The sequence below is a fragment of the Tenacibaculum sp. genome, assembly GCF_050290165.1.
In the GTDB taxonomy this organism is placed as follows: domain Bacteria; phylum Bacteroidota; class Bacteroidia; order Flavobacteriales; family Flavobacteriaceae; genus Polaribacter.
Genome location: NZ_JBNKHD010000015.1, coordinates 1 through 22,103, shown reverse-complemented (window position 1 = coordinate 22,103; position 22,103 = coordinate 1). Strand labels below are relative to the sequence as shown.

Genomic DNA, 22,103 nt, shown 5'->3' with positions numbered 1-22,103 from the left:
TCTTTTTTATTTTGATTTTATAAATTCTGCTATTCGTTGACACGCTTTTCCATCTCCATACGGATTATGTAATTCACTCATCAATTGATAACGACTTGTATCCGTTAATAAACTATTTGCTTCGTGTACAATTTTATGCTTGTCTATTCCCACTAAAATAACCGTACCCGCTTCTACAGCCTCTGGGCGCTCTGTCGTGTCTCGCATTACCAAAACCGGTTTCCCTAAACTTGGCGCTTCTTCTTGTACCCCCCCTGAATCCGTAATAATCATATAGGCTTGGTTCATTAACCATACGAATGCCGGATATGCTAGTGGATCTATTAATTTTATATTTTCGATTCCTGTCAATATTTCATGTACTGGTTTTTGCACATTCGGATTTAAATGTACTGGATAAATAATTTGCGCATCCACATGTGTGGTAGCAATCTCTTTTAACGCTTCACAAATATTGATAAATCCTTGTCCGTGATTTTCTCTACGATGTCCTGTCACTAAAATTAATTTCTTAGTAGCATCTACCATTTCTTTTAGTCCCTCTATTTCTTTATTTTCAATTGAAACAACTCTTTCAGAACTATCTAATAAGGCATCAATCACTGTATTTCCGGTTACTAGAATATCCTCTTCCTTTACATTTTCTACCAACAAGTTTTGTTTTGATTGAGATGTAGGTGCAAAATGATAATCACAAATACGCCCTGCTACTTGACGATTGATTTCTTCAGGAAATGGTGAACGTTTGTTATGGGTACGTAAACCTGCTTCTACGTGACATACCTTTGCTCCAGAATAAAAAGCAGCGATACTAGACGCCATGGTTGTCGTAGTATCACCATGTACGTATACGTAATCTGGTTGAAATTCCTCTAATATTGGTTTAAGCCCAGTAATAATATCAGATGTTAAAGTGTATAGGTTTTGATTCGGCTTCATCAAGTCCATATCATAATCCGGTGAAATTTCAAAAAATTCCAATACTTGATCTAACATTTCACGATGTTGTGCCGTCACACATACTTTTGTGTCAAAATCTTTAGTGTTTTTTAAAAACTCTTTCACTAAAGGCGCCATTTTAATGGCTTCTGGTCTTGTTCCAAAAATTATTAAGTTCTTTTTCTTCATTTTATATCTACTTGACAAAGTCCTTATTTCCTTATACTGTAACTATTGTATTGCTTATTTTAAACTTTCCTTTTCTGCAACCTCTTTTCTTAATCCGCTACTTGAAAATCGGTGCTCTCTTTTATTGTAAAACAATTCAATCCCTTTCTTTTCACAGTAGTCTCTTCCTGTAAATTGTTTCTCCGCATATTCATCTCCCAATATTCGCACATCAATTTTAAAAGATTGTAATATATCTTCCAAATCTTGTTCGGTAGCATAAGGAACTATTTCATCTACATATTTACACCCTTTCAATTGAATGTAACGCTCCACTACAGACTGAATAGGTTTGTTCTTCTCTGGTCTATCAATTGTTGGATCTGTTTGCAATCCACATATTAAATAATCACATTGACCTTTAGCATCCTCTAGCATTTTAATGTGACCTGCATGTAATAAATCAAATGCACTAAAAGTTATTCCTATTTTCATTATTTATTTTTTTTATAAAATACTTCTCTCTATTATTTTTCACTGGCTAGTAACCTTAAAAAGTAAGAGAACTTTTTACAAACTTTTATCTACTACTTTTTTTGACAAAATTCCTTTAACGTCATACACTACCGAGTTCTCCTTCTTTAAAGAAACAATATCTAACTCTTTATATTCATTATGTCCGACTGTTAATACAATCGCATCGTATTTTTCTTTGGGTAATTCTTGCATTGACTCTAATGCATATTCCTTTTTCACCTCATCAACATTTGCCCAAGGGTCATAAACTGTTACATTTGCTCCATATTCTTGTAATGAGCGTACCACATCGACTACTTTAGTATTGCGAACATCGGGGCAGTTTTCCTTAAATGTAATTCCCAACACCAAAACACCTGCATTCTTTATTTTGATATCCCGACTTATCATTAACTTTATGACTTGTGAAACCACATACTCTCCCATTCCATCATTCATCCTTCTTCCTGCTAAAATAACACCAGGATGATACCCTAATTCTTCAGCTCTCTGTACCAAATAATAAGGATCCACCCCTATACAGTGCCCTCCTACTAGCCCTGGTTTGAATGGTAAAAAATTCCATTTAGTTCCTGCAGCCTCTAAAACTTCTTGAGTATTGATATTCATAAACCCAAAAATCTTCGCTAATTCATTCATAAAAGCAATATTGATATCTCGCTGAGAGTTTTCAATTACTTTCGAAGCTTCTGCTACTTTTATACTAGAAACTAAATGAGTCCCAGCTATAACAACTGAGCTATATAGCTCATCAACAAACTTTGCTACTTTAGGAGTTGAGCCTGAAGTTACTTTTAAAATATTCTCGATGGTATTTTTTTTATCTCCTGGGTTAATTCGTTCTGGAGAATACCCCACAAAAAAGTCTTTATTAAATTCTAAACCAGAAATCTCTCCCAACACAGGAACACATACTTCTTCCGTCACTCCAGGATACACTGTTGATTCATACACAACGACGTCACCCTTCTTCAAAACTCTACCTACAGTTTCACTAGCGTTAATTAACGGAGTTAGAACCGCTCTATTGTTTTTATCTACTGGTGTAGGAACAGTAACTATAAAAATATTGCATTTTTTAATATCATCTATTTCCGACGTGCAAAACAATCCGCTTACTTCAACATTCTTACTTCTTAAAACAGACAACAATTCTTCTCTATCTACTTCCTTAGTTACATCATCACCTTCGTTTAATTCTTTTACCCTTGTTTTATTAATATCAAAACCTACTACAGAATATTTTGTAGCAAATAACCTTGCCAACGGAAGTCCGACATACCCCAACCCGATAATTGCTATTTTCTTATCCAATAGTAGTTCTTTAGTATTTTTAAGTCCACAAAACTACAAAAAATAGCATGAACAAAAGCTTATAAAACAAAAAAGTCTCATCATTAAATGATGAGACTTTAAGTGGGCGCGAAGGGATTCGAACCCCTGACCCCTTGGGTGTAAACCAAGTGCTCTGAACCAACTGAGCTACGCGCCCTTTTGCAATTAAATCTTTGTAAGAGTTGTGGGCGCGAAGGGATTCGAACCCCTGACCCCTTGGGTGTAAACCAAGTGCTCTGAACCAACTGAGCTACGCGCCCTTACTTGTTAATTGCGGATGCAAATATATAATAGTTTTAGAGATTGACAATAACTTTTTTTCATTTTTTTTCATAAAATTTCTGCCACTACAAATGTGCTCCCTCCAATATAAATCACATCTTCATCAGACGCACTTATCTTTGATTTCCCAAAAGCTTGATTTATAGAAACAAACACCTCTCCAATTAAGCCAAACTCATTAGCTTGCTCTTGTAATTCGTCCGCTGATAATCCTCGAGGAATATTTGGTTTACAGAAATAATATTTGGCATTTTTAGGAAACATAGGTAAAATTTCACTCAAATTCTTATCTGAAACTACTCCTAAGACAATATGTAATTGCTTATAATTTTCCTTCTTTAATTGTTGTAAGGTATAAAATAATCCTTCTTTATTATGTGCAGTATCACAAATTACCTTTGGATGTTCTTGTAATATTTGCCAACGACCTTTTAAATTGGTGTTCTTGACTACGTTCAACAATCCGTTTTTGATATTCTCTTCAGTAACTTTATACTCTTTTAATTGTTGAATCGCTGTCACCGCTGTGGTTACATTATGTTTTTGATAGTCTCCTAGTAAATCTGTGGCATAATTTTGCATTGTATCCGAAGCAAAAATTATTGGAGCCTTGCAATCTTCCGCTTTAGCAATAAAAACATTTTCTGTTTCTTTTTGACGCTCCCCAATAACTACTGGAATATTTTTTTTGATGATTCCAGCCTTTTCAAAAGCTATTTCAGGTAATGTTTCTCCCAAAAACTGTGTATGGTCTAATCCAATATTGGTAATTACCGAAACTTCTGGTATAATAATGTTAGTTGAATCCAATCTTCCTCCTAAACCGACTTCAATAACTGCTATGTCAACTTTTTGGTTAGCAAATTCTTCAAACGCCATTCCAACGGTCATTTCAAAAAATGACAATCCTTGTTTTTCCAGAAAGATTTTATTCTTTTCTATAAAGTCAATAACAGCATCTTTTGATATTTCTTTGCCATTGATTCTGATACGTTCTGTAAAGTTTTTTAAATGTGGTGAAGTATACAACCCTACTTTATAACCTGCTTCTTGTAGTATTGAAGCAATCATGTGACTGGTAGATCCTTTTCCATTAGTCCCTCCTACATGAATGGTTTTAAACTTCTTTTGTGGATTCCCAAGTTCATCACACAAAGCAATGATATTGGTTAAATCTTTTTTGAATGCCGTTTGCCCCTGACGTTGGTACATTGGCAATTGAGCAAACATCCAATCTAATACTTGTTGATAGTTCATTAAATAAATTATAACTGAAATTATATATAACTAGCTATGATATTCTTGATACCACTGTACGAAACGACATACTCCTTCTTCTACCTTTACTTTAGGTTTGTAATCATAATCATTGATTAATCCATCTACATTTGCCCAGGTTCTTTTTACATCACCCATTTGCATGGGTAACATTTCTTTAATCGCTTCTTTTCCTAAACTCGTTTCCATCTCTGTGATAAAATCTAACAATTTTATAGATTCGTTATTTCCTATGTTATAGATTTTATACAACTCTCTACTCTCAACTGGCTTTTCTATCACTCTTTTTACTCCTTCAACAATATCATCTATATACGTAAAATCACGCTCCATATCTCCGTTGTTGAAGACTTTGATTGGACGATTATTTGAAATAGCATCCGCAAAAAGGATTGGTGCCATATCGGGTCTTCCCCATGGCCCATACACCGTAAAAAATCGTAATCCTGTTGTTGGAATTTTATACAAATGACTATAGGTATGCGCCATTAATTCGTTACTTTTCTTCGTCGCTGCGTACAAACTCACAGGATTATCTACACTATCTTCTTCTGAAAAAGGCACTTTTTTATTGGCTCCATACACACTTGAACTACTTGCGTACACCAAATGCTTAATCTTATGATGTCTGCAACATTCCAATATATTTAGAAAACCAACAATGTTACTTTGGATATACACATCAGGATTTTCGATGCTATAACGAACCCCAGCTTGAGCTGCTAGATTACAAACAACATCAAATTTCTCTGAAGTAAACAATTGAAATAGCCCTTCTTTATCTTCTAAGTTCAATCTAACAAACTTAAAGTTCTCATTAGCTGTACTAATAACTTCTTGATAAAAAACCTCAGCGTCATCCCTGTTAACACCCAACTCTTTTAATCGAGCGTATTTGAGATTCACATCGTAGTAATCGTTGATGTTATCAACTCCCACAACTGTATGTCCCTCAGCTAATAATTTTTCACTTAGATGAAAACCTATAAAACCTGCAGCTCCTGTAACTAAAATTTTCATATACCTATTTGTAAGATGTTCTTTTTAGTTCTTCCCTATTTGATAATATTCAAAGCCTCTTTCTTCTAAATTGTAGCTATTGTATTGATTTCTTCCATCGAAAATAACAGGTATTTTCAATTGCTTTTCAATTTCAGAAAAATCTGGTGAACGGAACTCTTTCCACTCTGTTAATAAGATTAATGCGTCCGCTTCCTCTAACACTTCGTACTTCGCATTCTTATAGACTATATTTTCTACATCTTTTAAATAAAAATGCTGTGCTTCTTCCATCGCTTTAGGATCATACACTTGTACTTTTGCCCCTCTTTTGATTAGCTCTTTTACAACATAAATTGCTGGAGCTTCACGCATATCATCTGTCTCGGGTTTGAATGCCAATCCCCAAAGACCAAAAGTTTTCCCTGTTAAATCTTCTCCAAATCTTTTGATTATTTTTTCAGCAATCACATATTTCTGACGATTGTTAACTTCCTCTACCGATCTGATAAGTTGTGCTTCATATCCATTTTCTTCAGCTATTTTTTTCAATGCTTTTACATCTTTTGGAAAACAAGAACCACCATACCCTGCTCCAGGATAAATAAAACTATACCCTATTCTAGAATCTGATCCTATACCTACTCGTACATTATTTACATCCGCCCCCACTCGCTCACAGATATTAGCCATTTCATTCATAAACGAAATCTTTGTCGCTAACATGGCATTCGCTGCATACTTAGTCATTTCTGCAGAACGAACATCCATTGCTATAAAACGTTCACGAGACATTGTAAATGGTGTATATAACTGACGCATTTTTTCAAAAGCATAATCAGATTCTGCACCAATTACCACTCTATCAGGTTTCATAAAATCGTTGATGGCGTCTCCTTCTTTTAAAAATTCGGGATTAGAAACCATATCGAATTCAATCGCTACACTTCTTTTATCTAATTCTGCTTGAATTGCTGCTTTCACTTTATCAGCTGTTCCTACTGGTACAGTAGATTTATCAACAACTATCAATCTGTGATTCATCTTTTGGCCAATCTCTTTGGCTACTGATAAGACATATTGTAAATCTGCAGAACCATCTTCCCCCATTGGAGTTCCAACCGCTATGAATACTATTTCAGCTTCCTCAATAGCTTCTTCTAACTTCGTAGTAAAGAATAGGTTTCCCTTTTCTACATTTTTTAACACCATTTTTTCTAACCCTGGTTCATAAATAGGGATAATTCCTTGGTGTAATTTGTTGATTTTTTCTTGATCAATATCTACACAGGTAACCTTATTTCCCATTTCTGAAAAGCAAGTTCCCGATACCAATCCTACATACCCTGTTCCTATAACAGTTAACTTCATGTATTTATGTTTATTGATTTTTCAATAATTATATTCTGAATTTACTTTACAGACATATAACCTCATTGAATAACTATTCTTTCTAATGATTTAACAAAGATATGTTATTTTGAGAGAGAAAACTTGTAGATAATTGTTCCTCTTTGTTTTGATGGTGCATTTCCATCAGCGTTCCATTTAGTTCTTAACGCTGCTTGTTTTGCAGGTTCTAATAAACAAGGAGCCGTATTAGTTGTTCCTTTCACTCCTGGAGTTGCTTTAATCACCTTACCATTTTGATCTACCTCAATACTCACCACCACAGTACCTTCCTCTTGACAATTAGGTTTCTCAATAGGTTTAGACAAAGCCTTTCTTCCTGCTAAATTATAATTTCCACCAGAGCCACTTCCGGAATTCCCGTAGTATTTATCTGAATTTGGATCACCATCTTCATTTCCTTTTACACCAGCTTGTTTATCATCCCCTTCCCCTGTTGTTGCTCCATCTTTCGAAGTTCCATTTAACAAGCTATTCAATGCATCGGTAGTTTCTTTAGACGGCTTTGGTTTTGGTTTTTCTTTAGGTTTTATTTCTTTCGGTGTTTCTTTTACTGCTTCTTTCTTTTCTACTTTTTTTTCTACGACTGGAACTTCTTCCGCAGTATCATCCGTAATAATTTCTTCTTTGACAGTTTCTTCAGGAGTTTCTTCAACCTGCTCTTCCACAACTTCTTCTTGTTGTGGGGTTGCTTGCGCTTTTGTTTTTTCCACAGGTTCACCACTCCCAACTTCAGAATTCCCAAAATTGATTGCTAATCCATATTCAATAGGCGGATCAAGATATTTCATTCCGTAATTGAATATTCCGAATAACAAAAGTATCAGAATAATGGCAGTAATAACTGCTGATTTACGTTTATGTTGCGTATCTAAAACTGTCATTTATTTGCCTTTTACAGCTAAAATCATTTTCAACTTATTCCTATTCGCGATATCAATTACCTGCATTACATTTTTATACGGCACATTTTGATCACCACGAATTACTACCGTTTTCTTCTTATCTGCTCCTACCTTAGTAAGTAGTTCTCTTTCTAAATTTGCATCACTCACTTTTGTTTTATCAATATAAAATGATGCTTCATTTGTAATTGTTACAGCAACCGATTTGCTATTCTCTGTTTTACCTCCAGCTTTTGGCAGCAATACATCTATAGCACTAACCGTAACTAGTGTGGATGTTAACATAAAAAATATCAATAACAAAAAAACAATATCTGTCATTGATGACATATTGAAATTTGGATTGACTTTATTTCTACCTCTTAAATTCATTATACTGGCTCGTTTAATAAATCTAAAAACTCAACAGACTTAGCTTCCATTTGATACACTACTTTGTCAGTACGAACTACTAAATGGTTATAAGCAATATACGCTATAATACCAACAATTAACCCTCCAACAGTAGTTGTCATCGCTGTATACAATCCATCAGATAACATTTTAATATCAATCTGCCCTCCTGAATTTGCTATTTCATGTATAGCAACAATCATTCCGATTACAGTCCCTAAAAAACCAATCATAGGAGCTGCTCCCGCTATCGTCGCTAATACTGAGACATTTCTTTCTAATTGATATACTTCTAGTTTTCCTGCATTTTCTATTGCTGTATTGATATCTTCTAAAGGTTTTCCAATTCTAGAAATTCCTTTTCCAATTAATCTTGATGTAGGACTTTTAGTAGTTTCACAAAGTGACTTAGCACTATCTAATCTTCCACTGGTTACATGATCTCTAATTTGATCCATAAAATTCACATCTACCTTCGATGCTTCTTTAATTGCAAAAAAACGCTCAAAATAAATATACAGCGCTACTGCTAATAGCACAAATAAAATGGCTATGATCACTTGTCCTCCAACACCTCCATCCATAATTAAATTATAGATTGACAATGTCTTTTCTTCAGGCATTTCTTCTACTAGTTCTTGAGCTTCTTGAAATAACAGCATGAATACAAAAAATTAGGGTTTATAATTTACTTTATCGCTATCTATGTAACGATTTGTTTTTTCTTTAATTGTTTACGACTTCAAGTATAAAAAAGCCTTCCTTAATTTACATAATCAAGGAAGACTTTTTATTTATTTTTTATGGAGTATTTAGAATAAACTTCTGGTTACCATAAATGTTATTGAACCTACGATAAAACCGACAAGTGCTAACCATGAAATTTTCTTTAAATACCAAAAGAAATCAATTTTTTCCATCCCCATTGCAACTACACCTGCAGCAGAACCGATAATTAACATAGAACCTCCTGTTCCTGCTGAAAATGCTATGAAGTGCCATAATTCGTTATCTAACGGTTCAGAGAACATTCCTAATGAAGCCGCTACTAATGGTACGTTGTCTATCACCGCTGAACCAACTCCTAATAACAATACTACTAAATCTGAAACTCCTTCGTGGTGTAACTCAGTACCTAACATCGGCATAGTTTCTTGTAATGATCCTGCAAAATTGAACAGTACTCCTAAAGATTCTAAGGCTGCTACTGCCATTAAAATCCCTAAGAAAAACAAGATACTTGGCATTTCAATTCTAGATAATGAATGATGTACAGGACTGTGATGTGCATGTGCATCAGATTCAGTTGTATCAAAATCTGTTAAAGAGAATTTTCTTCTTGAATAAATTTCTGCAAATGTTGCCACAATCGCTAAAGACAACATCATTCCTACATATGGTGGCAAATGTGTTACTGTTTTAAAGATAGGCACAAATACAATGGCACCTAAACCTAAGTACAACATTACTGCACTATATTTATGTGGCTTTTCATTCCCTTCATTTTCTTCCGTTTCAATTTCACCTTTAAACGCTGGTAAGAATGAGGCTATAAACGATGGAACCGCCATACATAATACAGAAGGAACAAATAAGTACAAAAACAGTTTTCCTGTGGTTACTTTTTTACCAATCCATAACATAGTCGTTGTTACATCTCCAATAGGTGACCATGCTCCACCAGCATTTGCTGCAATAATTATTAACCCTGCATACCAAATACGATCTTCTCTTCTTTTAACTATTTTTTGAAGAATAGAGATTAATACTATCGTTGCTGTTAGGTTATCGATAATGGCAGATAAAGTAAATGCTAAAATTGAAAACAACCATAGTATTCTTTTCTTGCTCTTGGTTTTTACATAGCTTTTAATGGTAGCAAATCCATCAAAATAATCAATAATTTCTACAATAGTCATCGCACCTAAAAGGAACACTAAAATTTCAGCCGTTTTTCCTAAATGATGCAACAGGGTTTCTTCCATTAAATGCAATTTGTCTTCATGCACCAATGCAGAAAAACCTTCTACTAAAGCATGCTTTCCAGAGTCGAACCAATTGGTAAAATTATCTACCCCAAATGCTACCATAGCCCAACAAAGAGCCATCATACCTAGAGCTGGTATTAATTTATCTAGTTTTAAATTGTGTTCTAATGTGATAGCTAAATATCCAAGTACAAATGTTACTATGATTGCTAATTCCATATATTAAATTTTATATTAATTCTTTTAACGCTATTTCAAAGGCTGTTTCGCTTATTTGAGTTTTTGCTGCACTTTTAGCATGCGTTCTTTGTAATGCTTTTTTAATTGTATTTGAAGTATCTTCAAATATAGCTTGATCTGTCATTTCTACTCTGCGCTCCATAAAATAGGCAAATACTCTTGCCATACCACAGTTAGAAATAAAGTCTGGGATTAAACTTACTTTTTTATCTGTATCCTCCATAATTGGTCCAAAGAAAATTTCTTGGTCAGCAAACGGCACATTCGCTCCACATGAAATTACTTCCAATCCTGAGCTTATCATTTGGTCAATCTGATTTTGTGTAACTAATCTTGAAGCTGCACAAGGAGTAAAAATCTCACATGGTAAACTCCAAATACGTTCATTTATTTCTTCAAAAGGAATCATATTTTCCGATACTAAGGTATTACCATCTTTATGTAAGAATAATTCTTGGATTTCTTCAAAAGAAAATCCTTCCTCTTTAATTACGCCTCCTACACGGTCGATAATTCCCACAACTTTAGCTCCCATTTGTGCTAAATAGTAAGCTGCAGCAGAACCTACGTTACCAAAACCTTGAACTACCGCTCGTTTACCTACTACAGTTCCTCCATAAATATCATAATAATGACGCACAGCTTCAGCAACTCCATAACCAGTTATCATATCAGCTACCGTATATTTTCTTGCTATACTAGGTGATAAATTTTCATCTTCTAACACCTTGATTACTCCATGACGCAACTGACCTATACGGTTAATTTTATCAGCTTCTGTTGGTTTAAAATGACCGTTAAAAACTCCTTCTTGTGGATGCCAAACACCACTATCTTCTGTAATAGGAATTACTTCATGGATTTCATCAACATTTAAGTCACCTCCTGTTCCATAGTAATTTTTTAACAATGGAGCTACCGCTTTATACCAACGCTCTAACACTCCTTTTTTACGTGGATCTTGAGGATCAAAATTAATCCCTGATTTTGCTCCACCAATTGCTGGACCAGATACAGTAAACTTCACTTCCATCGTTTTTGCAAGTGACATTACTTCATATTTATCTAATCCTTTACGCATACGTGTACCACCACCAGCAGCACCACCTCTTAACGAATTTATAACTGTCCAACCTTCTGCTTCGGTTTCTGGATCTTTCCAATTAAATACTACTTCTGGTTGTTTTTCTTCGTATCGTTTAAGTAATTCTTTCATTATTTAGTTTTGTAATAGATGATTTTCAACTTTATATTATTTCCTTTTCATTTTCAAAAAACCTTTGTTACTGTTTCCCCGCATGGGGAGCTAAAGTTGATTCATTTTAGTGTAGATTTTGTTATGTAGTTGTTTCCGAACAAATTTACCATAAAAAAATTAGTACTCAAATACTTTAAAATATTTAACAGCATAAAAAAACCTTTCCTGAAGAATGATCTTTACTTGCTCCTGTCACCGATTTCAGACAATTAACCTGATTTTCAAGACGTAACAAACCTAAGAACGCAAAAATTAGTGCTTCTTTGTAATTAATCAATTCTTTACTTACTTGTTGAATTGTAGTTTGCGCATAAAACTCAATAGTATTCATTAAAAAAGTATTAAAAGCACCACCTCCAGTAGCCAAAATTGTTGAATCCTTATCTATAACACTCCCTACTTGCATTGCCACATGCTCTACAAAAGTTCTTAAAATTGTAGGAATATCATTCTCATATTGATCTATTAAAGGGAAGATATTCTCTTTCACCCATTCCAAGCCCAACGATTTTGGATGGAGTTCTTGATAAAAAGGAAGCTCATTCAATCGTCTTAATAATTCCGTATTAATTTTTCCTTCCGATGCTATTTTCCCTTCATTATCGTATTCTAAACCTATTTTACGTGTGTAATGATTTAGTACAATATTTACTGGACATATATCAAAAGCAATTCTTTGATTGTCTTTCTCATAAGAAATATTTGCAAATCCTCCTAAGTTCAAACAATAATCATAATTAGCAAACAACAGTTTATCTCCTATAGGTACTAAAGGAGCTCCTTGACCACCCAATTGTACATCTTGGGTTCTAAAATCACACACTACTTTTTGCTTGGTACGATTTGCTATAACCTGTCCATTTCCTATTTGCAGTGTAATTCCATTTTCAGGTTGATGCAAAATTGTATGCCCATGGGAAGCTATGAAGTCTAAGTTATCAATAGAATGGCTTTCGACAAAATTATTTAAAACTCCTCCCAACAGTTCACCATAAGCAACATCTAAAGTTACCAAATCTGATTTCTTATATGTAATTGCTTCTTGTAGTTTCTTTTTCCATTCACTAGAATATGGTATCGTATCTGCTTTTAAAATCTTAAAATCACAATAGGATTGTTTATTCATTTTTATGTATGCTAAATCAATCCCATCTAACGAAGTTCCAGACATCAATCCAATACAATAAATATAATTTTCTTGCATAAAGTAAAAATAACAAGTCTATTGAAAAATTGCCATTAAAAAAGTATCTTTGAGCACATTTTTTACGAATTTTTTAATAAAACACAAATAGATAATGGATTTTAACCTTACAGAAGAGCACTTGATGATTCGTGATGCTGCACGTGATTTTGCTCAAACCGAATTATTACCTGGAGTTATAGAAAGAGATGAAAAACAACAATTCCCTAATGAATTAGTACGCAAAATGGGAGAGTTAGGTTTTTTAGGTGTGATGGTAGATCCTAAATATGGAGGAAGTGGAATGGATGCTGTTTCTTACGTATTAATTATGGAAGAATTATCTAAAATTGATGCTTCTGCTTCAGTAATGGTTTCTGTAAACAATTCATTAGTTTGTTACGGTTTAGAAGCTTACGGAACTGAAGAGCAAAAGCAAAAATATTTAACCAAGTTAGCCACTGGTGAGCAAATCGGTGCGTTTTGTTTAAGTGAACCAGAAGCAGGTTCGGATGCAACTTCTCAAGCTACTACTGCCGAAGATAAAGGAGATTACTACTTATTAAATGGTACTAAAAACTGGATTACTAACGGTGGACGTGCTGATACCTATTTAGTAATTGCTCAAACAGATAGAGCTAAAGGTCATAGAGGAATCAATGCTTTTATCGTTGAAAAAGGTATGGAAGGTTTCCACGTTGGTCCTAAAGAAGACAAATTAGGTATTCGCGGTTCTGATACACACACATTACAATTTAACGATGTAAAAGTTCCTAAAGAAAATCGTATTGGTGAAGACGGGTTCGGATTTAAATTTGCCATGAAAACGTTGTCTGGTGGACGTATAGGTATCGCTGCTCAAGCTTTAGGTATTGCTTCTGGAGCTTACGAATTAGCTTTAAAATACTCTAAAGAGCGTAAAGCTTTCGGTACAGAAATTTGTAACCACCAAGCTATCGCTTTCAAATTAGCTGATATGTATACTGAAATTGCTGCTGCTCGTCATTTAGTAATGGCTGCTGCTTGTAAGAAAGATGCTGGTGAAAACTATGATCGCGAAGGTGCTATGGCAAAATTATATGCTTCTAAAGTAGCAATGGAACAAACTGTTGAGGCTGTTCAAATTCATGGAGGTAATGGTTTCGTTAAAGAATACCATGTAGAACGTTTAATGCGTGATGCAAAAATTACTCAAATTTATGAAGGAACTTCAGAAATTCAAAAGATTGTAATCTCAAGAAGTTTAATTAGAGATTAATAGAATCTACATATTATACATAAAAATAAAAGTTCCTTAAAAAAGGAACTTTTATTTTTTTAAATCTTTTGTAGTAAATTTACTACAAAAGATACGTTATGTTAGATAAAAGATTTCGTAAGAACATCTCTGTAGTTATACCTGTATATAATGAAGAGGCTAATGTAATTCCTTTAACGAAAAGAATTGATGATAGCTTAAAAGGTTTCAACTACGAAATAATATTTGTTGATGATTTTTCTAAAGACAATACTAAAAAAAATATCATCAACATGAACAACCCTAATATTATCCTTATTGAATTCCGTAAAAACTATGGACAAAGCTTAGCTTTAGCAGCAGGGTTTGACCATGCTAGAGGAGATTATATAGTTACACTTGATGGTGATTTACAAAATGATCCTTCTGACATTCCGCATATGATTGAAAAAGCAGAAACTGAAGATTGGGATGTAGTTACTGGAGTACGAGTTAACAGAAAAGATTCTTTAATTAGAAAACTTCCTTCAAAAATTGCCAATTTTTTAATTAGAAAAGCTACTCATTTAGACTTAAAAGATCAAGGTTGTGCTATTAAAGTCTTCAGAAAAGAGACGGCTAAAGATCTTAAGCTTTATGGCGAAATGCACCGGTTTATTAACCTTTTAGCATACTTAAATGGTGCAAAAATTACACAAACACCAGTAAAACACCATCCTAGATTAAATGGTAAATCAAAATACGGATTAAATAGAACTGTAAAAGTTATTAATGATCTTATTTTAATTCTCTTCCAAAGAAAATATTTACAACGCCCAGTACATTTGTTTGGTAATTTTGGATTGTTCTTTCTTTTTATTGGTCTGGCTATTAATTTCTACCTATTAATTTTAAAATTTTTAGGTCACGATATTTGGGGAAGACCTTTATTAATTGTTGGTGTAATATTCATTATTATAAGTTTACAATTTTTTACTGTAGGTATTATCGCTGATTTATTAATGAGAACCTATTACGAATCACAGAATAAGAGACCTTACTCAATTAGAAAAATTCATATCAGTGAATACAAAAACAATTAAAACAATTGTAAAGATTGGTGTAAGTCTACTACTCTTATACCTCGTTTTTATAAAAATTGATATTTATCAAATTATTGAATTATATCAAAGGGCTAATCTCTTGTATCTAATAGTAGCTATTGTTTTATTTATAACTTCTCAAATTATCTCTTCCTTACGATTAAACTATATTTTCCATCAAAATCAATTTTATTTAAGTCAAACTAGTAACTTAAAACTATACTTTGTAGGAATGTTTTACAACTTTTTTATTCCTGGTGGTGTTGGAGGTGATGCTTATAAAGTATATATTTTAAACAAACGATTTGGTTGGAAAACAAAACAACTTACCATATGTGTGTTTGTGGATAGACTTATAGGCCTGTTTGCAATTTTTACCTTATTAGTTGTAATAGGAAGCTATTTGTTTTTTTTTAATTCTATTCTATTCTATATAGGAATCTTAATTACTATAACTTCTTTTTTCTTAACAAAACTTGTTATGTTAAGAGTTTTTAAAAATAGTAACACTTATTACACTAATAGCTTTGGGTATTCAATGGTGATTCAATTATTACAAGTGGGCGTAATCATTTGTATAGTTAAAGCCTTACAATTAAAAGTAATAGGGTATATCAGTTATTGTTTTATTTTTTTTGTTTCCTCTGTATTTTCGATAGTATCCTTTGCTGGATTTGGGACAAGAGAATATGTTTTCTTAAAGGCTTCAACTTTCTTAAATACTCAAGAAACTATTGCTACTAGTGTTGGTCTGTCTTTTAACATCATTACAGCTTTAATTTCATTAGTTGGATTGATATTCATCATAAATAAAGTGCAATTAGCAATTATTTCACCTAACAAATAATTTATGGATTTTTTCTACCATCAAAAGAACATTAAATATCTCTACTTTCTAGTTGCAATTGTCTACATTATAGGGTTATTCATTCCTTTAATGGCTAACGATTCTGCACAACATGCCACAATAGCAATGCGTATGTATTTAAGCGATAACTTTTTTGAATTGCTAAAAGGTCCAAATCCTTATTTAGATAAACCTCATATGCATTTTTGGTTATCTGCTATTTCGTTTAAATTATTTGGATTACATGAATGGGCTTACCGACTTCCTTCTTTACTATTTACTCTATTAGGAGCTTATTCAGTTTATGAATTGACAAAAAAACTATATGATAAAAGTGTTGCTAACTTTGGTTCTCTTATCTTTTTAACTAGTCAATCTATTATTTTAGCCAACCATGATGTTCGTACTGATGCTGTTTTAACTGGCGCTACTATTTTTGCTATTTGGCAATTATTTGAATATGTTTCAACCAAAAAACTAATTTCTATTATTCTTGGGGCCATTGGTATGGGAATATCTTTTTCTACCAAAGGATTTTATGGAGTAGGTATTATTTGTTTTGCTCTGTTTTCTCATATAATTTATACTAGAAAATTTAGTACATTATTTTCCTTCAAAATACTTATCGGTCTAGTTACTTTCTTACTCTCCATTGCTCCTGTAGTTTATGCTTATTATATTCAATTTGGAATGGATGGAGTGAAATTTATTCTTTGGAATCAAAATATGGAAAGAATTACAGCTACTGGATTTACACAAAATAGTCCTGATTATTTTTTCTTTTTTCACTCATTACTTTGGACTTTTTTGCCATGGGCTTTTTTAATGTACTATGGCTTATATTATCAAATAAAAAAGTTAATTGTAAACAAATTTAAACCTGTACAAAGTATAGAGCTATTAACTATAGGTGGAGTATTACTTACATTATTTATTATTAGTTTTTCAAAATTTAAATTACCTCATTATTTAAATCCATTATTAGCTTTATTATCTGTTTTTACTGCTGGAGTTTTATACAATCTTCAAAAAGACAATCAACAAAAAACATTAAAAGTGTTCTTAGGTGTTGTTTATTTTATGGTTACAGTATTAACTATTGCAGTTATTTTAATTTTATGTTCCACTTTTAACACTCCTTCTATTTTAATTTTAGTGTTTAGTGCTATTCTATCATTAATATTACTCATTAATTTAACTCAAAAAGAAGATTTTAGTAAAAAGATAATAGTTAATTCTGTATTACTAATGGTGTTTGTGAATGTAGTACTCAATGCTTACTTCTATCCTGAGTTATTGCAGTACCAAGGAGGCTTACAAATTGCTAAAATCATTAATGAAAATAATTCTATTGATGTTAACAATGTGTTTTTATATGAGAATGATTATTCTTGGCCTTTAGATTTTTATACACAAAGAAACACTCCGCATATTACAAAAGGAGAATTAAAAAGTATTGATAAAGATGTTTGGATTGTTATCCGTAATATTCCCCTTGAAAGAATTGAAAAAGAAGGATTTACTATTGAAAAAAAATACAAAGTTGATCATTTTAGAGTAACTAGACTTAGCTTAAAATTTTTAAACCCAAAAACGAGAAATTCTAAGTTAGGTGATGCTTATTTATTAAAAATAGCTCCGAAAAAATCTTAGCAAAATTTACTATTCTTTTTCAAACTCAACCCCATGTAAATGTAATCCAGAAGCTGGTGCAATGGTTTTCATAAAGGCTATATCACTATTTTCAGGACTCAAACTTTTTTTAATGAAATCCAAATCATAATTTCCTTTACCTAATTCGGCTAGAGCTCCCATAATCAAACGGATTTGATTACGTAAAAACCCACTTCCTCTAATAATTAAAACATAGCTTTTCTCTGGAAAAAAAGAAGCTGATAATTCAGTATTTTCTTCTATTTTACATACATCAATGGTACGCTCAACTCTAGTTTCTACTGATGGCTTCGTACAATAATGCTTAAAATTATGAAACCCTTCAAACAACTGTGCTCCTTCTTTCATTAACTCTACATCCAATTCATCTAAATATCCAGTTAAAAAAGGGGCACAATAGGGATGATTTTTCTCTCCAAAAGAAAAGTAATAACGATACTCTTTTACTTTCGGATGTTGAATAATATTGAACTCTTCATCATGAAGTTGCTCCACGGTCAACACTCGAATATCAGAAGGTGAATTGCGATTAAAATCCTCAATAAAAAAAGATTCATCTAATTTTTCATCAATAAACAACTGGAAATAATAATCAGTCGAGGAAACTTTTGCATCCGTTCTCCCAACTCCCACCGACTTACATCGAATTCCTTTACAAACAAATTTTAGTGTCTTATCAACAAAAAAGTGAACTGTTTTTAAATTAGGTTGTTTTTGCCAACCGTGTAAACGAAATCCTAAATATTGAAACTCTACTAAATAAGCATACTTATAATTCATACTATAATAACTCGTACGATTGTTTTGCGATTTCCAACTCTTCATTTGTCGGAATTACCAATACTTTTACTTTGGAAGTTTTTTTATGTATTTCAGTGAACTGTTTAGCTCGAATAGCATTTTTTTCAGCATCCATTTCGATTCCCAAATATTCCATATCTGTACAGACTAATCTTCTAATCACATCAGAATTTTCACCAATCCCAGCTGTAAATACAATCGCGTCTAAACCATTCATTGCTGCTACGTATGAACCTATATATTTTTTTATTCTATAAGCGTTCATATCCAATGCTAACTGACAATTTTTATCTCCTTTTGCTGCAGCTGCTTCGATATCTCGTAAATCACTAAAACCTGTTAAGCCTAACATCCCACTTTCTTTTTGCAGCATGTCATTTATATAATTGGCATCGTATCCTAGATTATTAATCAAATAGAAAATTAATGAATGATCTATATCTCCAGAGCGTGTCCCCATAATTAAACCCGTAACTGGACCAAACCCTAAACTGTGATCAATACTTTTTCCATTTTCAACCGCAGTAATGCTACACCCATTTCCTAAATGGATGGTAATAATTTTCGAGTTTTCTTTTTGAAGATATTCATTCGCTTTTTCCGATACGTATTTATGGCTAGTTCCATGAAAACCGTACAAGCGAATTCTATATTCATCTAAGAATTTATTAGGAATCGCATATTTATAAGCTTCAACAGGTATGGTTTGATGAAATGCTGTATCAAAAACAACTACTTGTTGTGCATTTTTAAAAATAGATTCAGATACTGTAATTCCTTCTAAATTTGCAGGATTATGTAGAGGTGCTAACGTAAATAGCGATTCTATTTTCTTTTTAACTTCCTCTGTTACTTTAGTAGTTTTAGTAAATGTACTACCTCCATGCACTACTCGGTGTCCAACAACTTTAATTTCATCAGTAGAGGAAATCACTCCTACTTTATCATCCAATAATAAATCAACTACTCTTTCTAATCCTGATTTATGATCTTTAATAGCTACTTCTTCTTCAACTTTATTGTTGTTTGATTTATAGTGAACTTTTCCTATTTCTAAACCAATTCTTTCTATCAATCCTGAACAAAGCACTTCTTGCTGAGGCATTTCAAATAATTGATATTTTATTGAGGAACTTCCTGAATTTATTACTAAAACTTTCATGTTTTTTATATTAATACGCAAGTTATTCTTGCGCTTGAATTGCTGTTAAAATTACGGTGTTAAAAATATCATCAACAGTACAACCTCTACTTAAATCGTTTACAGGTTTATTTAACCCTTGTAACATTGGTCCGATTGCCAAAGCTCCTGTTTCACGTTGTACAGCTTTGTAGGTATTATTTCCTGTATTCAAATCAGGGAAAATTAACACATTTGCTTGACCTGCAACTTCTGAAGTTGGTAATTTCTTTTTTCCCACGGAAGGATCAACCGCTGCATCGTACTGAATTGGTCCTTCTACTTTTAAATCTGGACGTTTTTCTTTCACTATTTCTGTCGCTCTTCTAACAGTATCTACATCTTCTCCTTTTCCTGAAGTTCCTGATGAATATGATAACATAGCTATTTTAGGATCTATACCAAAAGCAATACTTGAATCAGCTGAAGAAATTGCGATTTCAGCTAATTCTTCTGCTGTAGGATTTGGATTAATAGCACAATCACCAAATACAGAAACTCTATCTTCTAAACACATAAAGAAAATTGATGAAACTACTGAAAAACCTGGTTTAGTTTTTACAAATTGTAAAGCTGGTTTAATCGTATGCTGTGTGGTATGTGCTGCTCCAGAAACCATTCCATCTGCAATTCCTTTATATACCATCATCGTTCCAAAATAAGAAACATCACCCATCAAATCTTCTGCCATCGCAGGACTTAATCCCTTATGTTTTCTTAATTCATATAAAGTATTAGAAAAATCTGCAAAGTATTTAGATTCTATTGGGTTGATAATTTCAGTTTTATCAAAATCAAAAGGAATATTTAATCGCTTAACTGAAGCTTCTATATTTACTCTTTTACCTAATATCGTTAACTTAACAACATCGGCTTTTTGTAGTTGAGAAGCTGCTATTAAAATTCTATCATCATTCCCTTCTGGTAATACTATATGCTTACGAACTTCCTTAGCCTTTTTTAATAAATTATACTGAAACATTCTCGGTGTTAATGCTTCTGATCCTTTATAACTAACTAGCTTTTCATTCAAGCTTGCAACATCAACATATTTTTCAAACATGCTGATAGACATTTTTATTTTATCAACATTCTCAGCATAAATATGAGAACGAACAGCCCCTAATCTTGATGCTACACTAAATGTTCCATCTTTAACCCAAAGAATAGGTACTACTTTTTCTAAACCTTCAATTAATTTAATAATGGAAGAATTTAATTCCATTCCACCTGTAAGAATAATTCCAGCTACAGACGGATAATTACTAGAAATATTCGCTTGTAAAGTACCTAACAATATATCTGATCTATCGGCTGGTGTTACAACCACACTTTCATCTCCTAAATGATGCAAAAAGTGGGATAGCTGCATTGCTCCAACTTTAATATCGCCTGTAGTATTATTTAGGTACTCTTCTCCAAATAAAACTTTTCCACCAATCTCCTTTAAAAACTCCTTAATTGTTGGGTTGTTTAACTTTTGATCAATAGGAATGGCATTTATAGAAACTGACTTTGGTAAATTACCCCCTACCTCTTTCACTATAATTGGAATGTTATTTTCTTGCACTTTATTTGCTACAACTGCAATAACTTGTACATCTTTATTTACAAAAGAATCATACGTTAATCGCAAGCTCTGAATAAAATCCTCAAGTGATTTATTCACTCCTCCTGAAACTATGATTACTGGTGTACCAATATTTTTCGCTATAAGTACATTCAGATCCATCTCTATGACAGCTCCATGATCAGAAAAATCTGTACCTTCTATAATCACAAAATCATTTTCTTCTTCTAACTTCTTATACTTTTCAATAATTTTATTGATAATCTCATCTTCTTGATTATCATTCAACTTTCTAATCAGTTCTGAACGTGTAAAAGCATAACAATCTTCATAGTTACTCTTTAAATTAAAATAATTAAGAACTGTGTTTATGTGATTATCTCTCTTATTACCTATTGGATTGTCAATTATGGGTCTAAAATACCCCACTTTAGGTTTTTCACGAAGTAACAGTTGCATCAGCCCCAAGCTCAACATAGACTTTCCTGAGTTTGCATCACTTGCAGCGATATAAATAGCTTTATTCATATTCTTTGCTTTTGAGGCAAAATTACTTCTTTTAAAATTATAAAAATAACGGGAAAAGGATTAAAACCAACGAGGTTTAATAATTCATGAAGTATGGATAAAAAAAAACCTCATTACTGTATTAGTAATGAGGTTTAAAAGAAAGGCAACGACCTACTCTCCCACCAGTGGCAGTACCATCGGCGCTAATGGGCTTAACTTCTCTGTTCGGAATGGTAAGAGGTGAGCCCCATTGCGATAATCACCTTAAATCGTTGCAGTATATTTCA

At 32.8% G+C, this 22,103-nt stretch carries 19 protein-coding genes, 2 tRNA genes and 1 rRNA gene; 4 read left to right on the top strand and 18 right to left on the bottom strand.

What is annotated here, in order from left to right; translation table 11 throughout:
* Positions 1-6: 6 nt before the first annotated feature.
* The 14 genes from wecB to ACQY6M_RS11040 all read right to left on the bottom strand — a co-directional run bounded on the left by wecB (position 7) and on the right by ACQY6M_RS11040 (position 12,936).
* On the bottom strand, positions 7-1,128 hold the full coding sequence (wecB, locus tag ACQY6M_RS11105) for a non-hydrolyzing UDP-N-acetylglucosamine 2-epimerase (RefSeq protein WP_428741967.1): 1,122 nt from the start codon (positions 1,126-1,128) through the stop codon (positions 7-9).
* A gap of 54 nt (positions 1,129-1,182) precedes the next feature.
* Complete coding sequence (locus tag ACQY6M_RS11100) at positions 1,183-1,602, bottom strand: adenylyltransferase/cytidyltransferase family protein (protein ID WP_428741966.1); 420 nt, start codon at positions 1,600-1,602, stop codon at positions 1,183-1,185.
* 75 nt (positions 1,603-1,677) lie between these two features.
* On the bottom strand, positions 1,678-2,958 hold the full coding sequence (locus tag ACQY6M_RS11095) for a nucleotide sugar dehydrogenase (RefSeq protein ID WP_428741965.1): 1,281 nt from the start codon (positions 2,956-2,958) through the stop codon (positions 1,678-1,680).
* A gap of 103 nt (positions 2,959-3,061) precedes the next feature.
* Positions 3,062-3,136: transfer RNA gene (locus ACQY6M_RS11090), tRNA-Val, on the bottom strand.
* Between the two features lie 28 nt (positions 3,137-3,164).
* Positions 3,165-3,239 (bottom strand) — tRNA-Val (locus ACQY6M_RS11085).
* Between the two features lie 70 nt (positions 3,240-3,309).
* Positions 3,310-4,518 (bottom strand): bifunctional folylpolyglutamate synthase/dihydrofolate synthase, encoded by a 1,209-nt coding sequence (locus ACQY6M_RS11080; protein ID WP_428741964.1) that lies wholly within the window; start codon positions 4,516-4,518, stop codon positions 3,310-3,312.
* A 30-nt stretch (positions 4,519-4,548) separates the two neighbouring features.
* Positions 4,549-5,559 carry an NAD-dependent epimerase gene (locus ACQY6M_RS11075; RefSeq protein WP_428741963.1) on the bottom strand — a complete coding sequence of 337 codons (1,011 nt, stop codon included), beginning with the start codon at positions 5,557-5,559 and terminating at the stop codon, positions 4,549-4,551.
* A 24-nt stretch (positions 5,560-5,583) separates the two neighbouring features.
* A complete protein-coding gene (locus ACQY6M_RS11070; RefSeq protein WP_428741962.1) occupies positions 5,584-6,909 on the bottom strand; it encodes a UDP-glucose dehydrogenase family protein in 1,326 nt (441 codons plus the stop codon).
* 104 nt (positions 6,910-7,013) lie between these two features.
* The gene (locus ACQY6M_RS11065; protein WP_428741961.1) at positions 7,014-7,832 is read right to left on the bottom strand and encodes an energy transducer TonB; all 819 of its coding nucleotides are present in this window, start codon (positions 7,830-7,832) and stop codon (positions 7,014-7,016) included.
* The gene (locus ACQY6M_RS11060; RefSeq protein ID WP_428741960.1) at positions 7,833-8,225 is read right to left on the bottom strand and encodes an ExbD/TolR family protein; all 393 of its coding nucleotides are present in this window, start codon (positions 8,223-8,225) and stop codon (positions 7,833-7,835) included. It abuts the gene before it with no gap.
* Positions 8,225-8,908 carry a MotA/TolQ/ExbB proton channel family protein gene (locus ACQY6M_RS11055; protein ID WP_428741959.1) on the bottom strand — a complete coding sequence of 228 codons (684 nt, stop codon included), beginning with the start codon at positions 8,906-8,908 and terminating at the stop codon, positions 8,225-8,227. Before ACQY6M_RS11055 ends, ACQY6M_RS11060 begins: the two co-directional genes overlap by 1 nt.
* A gap of 150 nt (positions 8,909-9,058) precedes the next feature.
* Entirely contained in the window at positions 9,059-10,453 is a 1,395-nt protein-coding gene (gene nhaD, locus ACQY6M_RS11050) for a sodium:proton antiporter NhaD (RefSeq protein WP_428741958.1), read from the bottom strand.
* 10 nt (positions 10,454-10,463) lie between these two features.
* Complete coding sequence (locus ACQY6M_RS11045; protein ID WP_428741957.1) at positions 10,464-11,690, bottom strand: Glu/Leu/Phe/Val dehydrogenase dimerization domain-containing protein; 1,227 nt, start codon at positions 11,688-11,690, stop codon at positions 10,464-10,466.
* A gap of 184 nt (positions 11,691-11,874) precedes the next feature.
* On the bottom strand, positions 11,875-12,936 hold the full coding sequence (locus ACQY6M_RS11040; protein WP_428741956.1) for an anhydro-N-acetylmuramic acid kinase: 1,062 nt from the start codon (positions 12,934-12,936) through the stop codon (positions 11,875-11,877).
* A 94-nt stretch (positions 12,937-13,030) separates the two neighbouring features.
* Between ACQY6M_RS11040 and ACQY6M_RS11035 the strand changes: the two genes are divergently transcribed.
* From ACQY6M_RS11035 to ACQY6M_RS11020, 4 genes are all read left to right on the top strand, one after another.
* A complete protein-coding gene (locus tag ACQY6M_RS11035; RefSeq protein ID WP_428741955.1) occupies positions 13,031-14,173 on the top strand; it encodes an acyl-CoA dehydrogenase in 1,143 nt (380 codons plus the stop codon).
* A 98-nt stretch (positions 14,174-14,271) separates the two neighbouring features.
* Positions 14,272-15,234 (top strand): glycosyltransferase family 2 protein, encoded by a 963-nt coding sequence (locus ACQY6M_RS11030; protein WP_428741954.1) that lies wholly within the window; start codon positions 14,272-14,274, stop codon positions 15,232-15,234.
* Positions 15,215-16,081, top strand: a complete 867-nt coding sequence (locus ACQY6M_RS11025; protein WP_428741953.1) for a lysylphosphatidylglycerol synthase transmembrane domain-containing protein — start codon at positions 15,215-15,217, stop codon at positions 16,079-16,081. The genes ACQY6M_RS11030 and ACQY6M_RS11025 overlap by 20 nt, the downstream gene beginning before the upstream one ends.
* A gap of 3 nt (positions 16,082-16,084) precedes the next feature.
* Positions 16,085-17,734, top strand: a complete 1,650-nt coding sequence (locus ACQY6M_RS11020; RefSeq protein WP_428741952.1) for an ArnT family glycosyltransferase — start codon at positions 16,085-16,087, stop codon at positions 17,732-17,734.
* A gap of 9 nt (positions 17,735-17,743) precedes the next feature.
* Here the strand turns inward: ACQY6M_RS11020 and ACQY6M_RS11015 are convergent, their stop codons facing one another.
* The 4 genes from ACQY6M_RS11015 to rrf form a co-directional block, all read right to left on the bottom strand.
* The gene (locus tag ACQY6M_RS11015; protein WP_428741951.1) at positions 17,744-18,535 is read right to left on the bottom strand and encodes a tRNA pseudouridine synthase A; all 792 of its coding nucleotides are present in this window, start codon (positions 18,533-18,535) and stop codon (positions 17,744-17,746) included.
* Position 18,536: 1 nt separating this feature from the next.
* Positions 18,537-19,718 (bottom strand): acetate/propionate family kinase, encoded by a 1,182-nt coding sequence (locus ACQY6M_RS11010; RefSeq protein ID WP_428741950.1) that lies wholly within the window; start codon positions 19,716-19,718, stop codon positions 18,537-18,539.
* 22 nt (positions 19,719-19,740) lie between these two features.
* Positions 19,741-21,834 (bottom strand): phosphate acetyltransferase, encoded by a 2,094-nt coding sequence (pta, locus tag ACQY6M_RS11005; RefSeq protein ID WP_428741949.1) that lies wholly within the window; start codon positions 21,832-21,834, stop codon positions 19,741-19,743.
* Positions 21,835-21,974: 140 nt separating this feature from the next.
* Positions 21,975-22,083, bottom strand: a 5S ribosomal RNA gene (rrf, locus tag ACQY6M_RS11000).
* Positions 22,084-22,103: the final 20 nt, after the last annotated feature.

What these genes read in the sequence shown, in the direction of transcription:
- pta (WP_428741949.1), bottom strand. Translation starts at nt 21,834, where the DNA reads ATGAATAAAGCTATTTATATCGCTGCAAGTGATGCAAACTCAGGAAAG.
- ACQY6M_RS11010 (WP_428741950.1), bottom strand. Translation starts at nt 19,718, where the DNA reads ATGAAAGTTTTAGTAATAAATTCAGGAAGTTCCTCAATAAAATATCAA.
- ACQY6M_RS11100 (WP_428741966.1), bottom strand. Translation starts at nt 1,602, where the DNA reads ATGAAAATAGGAATAACTTTTAGTGCATTTGATTTATTACATGCAGGT.
- ACQY6M_RS11035 (WP_428741955.1), top strand. Translation starts at nt 13,031, where the DNA reads ATGGATTTTAACCTTACAGAAGAGCACTTGATGATTCGTGATGCTGCA.
- ACQY6M_RS11030 (WP_428741954.1), top strand. Translation starts at nt 14,272, where the DNA reads ATGTTAGATAAAAGATTTCGTAAGAACATCTCTGTAGTTATACCTGTA.
- ACQY6M_RS11020 (WP_428741952.1), top strand. Translation starts at nt 16,085, where the DNA reads ATGGATTTTTTCTACCATCAAAAGAACATTAAATATCTCTACTTTCTA.
- wecB (WP_428741967.1), bottom strand. Translation starts at nt 1,128, where the DNA reads ATGAAGAAAAAGAACTTAATAATTTTTGGAACAAGACCAGAAGCCATT.
- ACQY6M_RS11015 (WP_428741951.1), bottom strand. Translation starts at nt 18,535, where the DNA reads ATGAATTATAAGTATGCTTATTTAGTAGAGTTTCAATATTTAGGATTT.
- ACQY6M_RS11045 (WP_428741957.1), bottom strand. Translation starts at nt 11,690, where the DNA reads ATGAAAGAATTACTTAAACGATACGAAGAAAAACAACCAGAAGTAGTA.
- ACQY6M_RS11040 (WP_428741956.1), bottom strand. Translation starts at nt 12,936, where the DNA reads ATGCAAGAAAATTATATTTATTGTATTGGATTGATGTCTGGAACTTCG.
- ACQY6M_RS11080 (WP_428741964.1), bottom strand. Translation starts at nt 4,518, where the DNA reads ATGAACTATCAACAAGTATTAGATTGGATGTTTGCTCAATTGCCAATG.
- ACQY6M_RS11075 (WP_428741963.1), bottom strand. Translation starts at nt 5,559, where the DNA reads ATGAAAATTTTAGTTACAGGAGCTGCAGGTTTTATAGGTTTTCATCTA.
- ACQY6M_RS11055 (WP_428741959.1), bottom strand. Translation starts at nt 8,908, where the DNA reads ATGCTGTTATTTCAAGAAGCTCAAGAACTAGTAGAAGAAATGCCTGAA.
- nhaD (WP_428741958.1), bottom strand. Translation starts at nt 10,453, where the DNA reads ATGGAATTAGCAATCATAGTAACATTTGTACTTGGATATTTAGCTATC.
- ACQY6M_RS11060 (WP_428741960.1), bottom strand. Translation starts at nt 8,225, where the DNA reads ATGAATTTAAGAGGTAGAAATAAAGTCAATCCAAATTTCAATATGTCA.
- ACQY6M_RS11070 (WP_428741962.1), bottom strand. Translation starts at nt 6,909, where the DNA reads ATGAAGTTAACTGTTATAGGAACAGGGTATGTAGGATTGGTATCGGGA.
- ACQY6M_RS11065 (WP_428741961.1), bottom strand. Translation starts at nt 7,832, where the DNA reads ATGACAGTTTTAGATACGCAACATAAACGTAAATCAGCAGTTATTACT.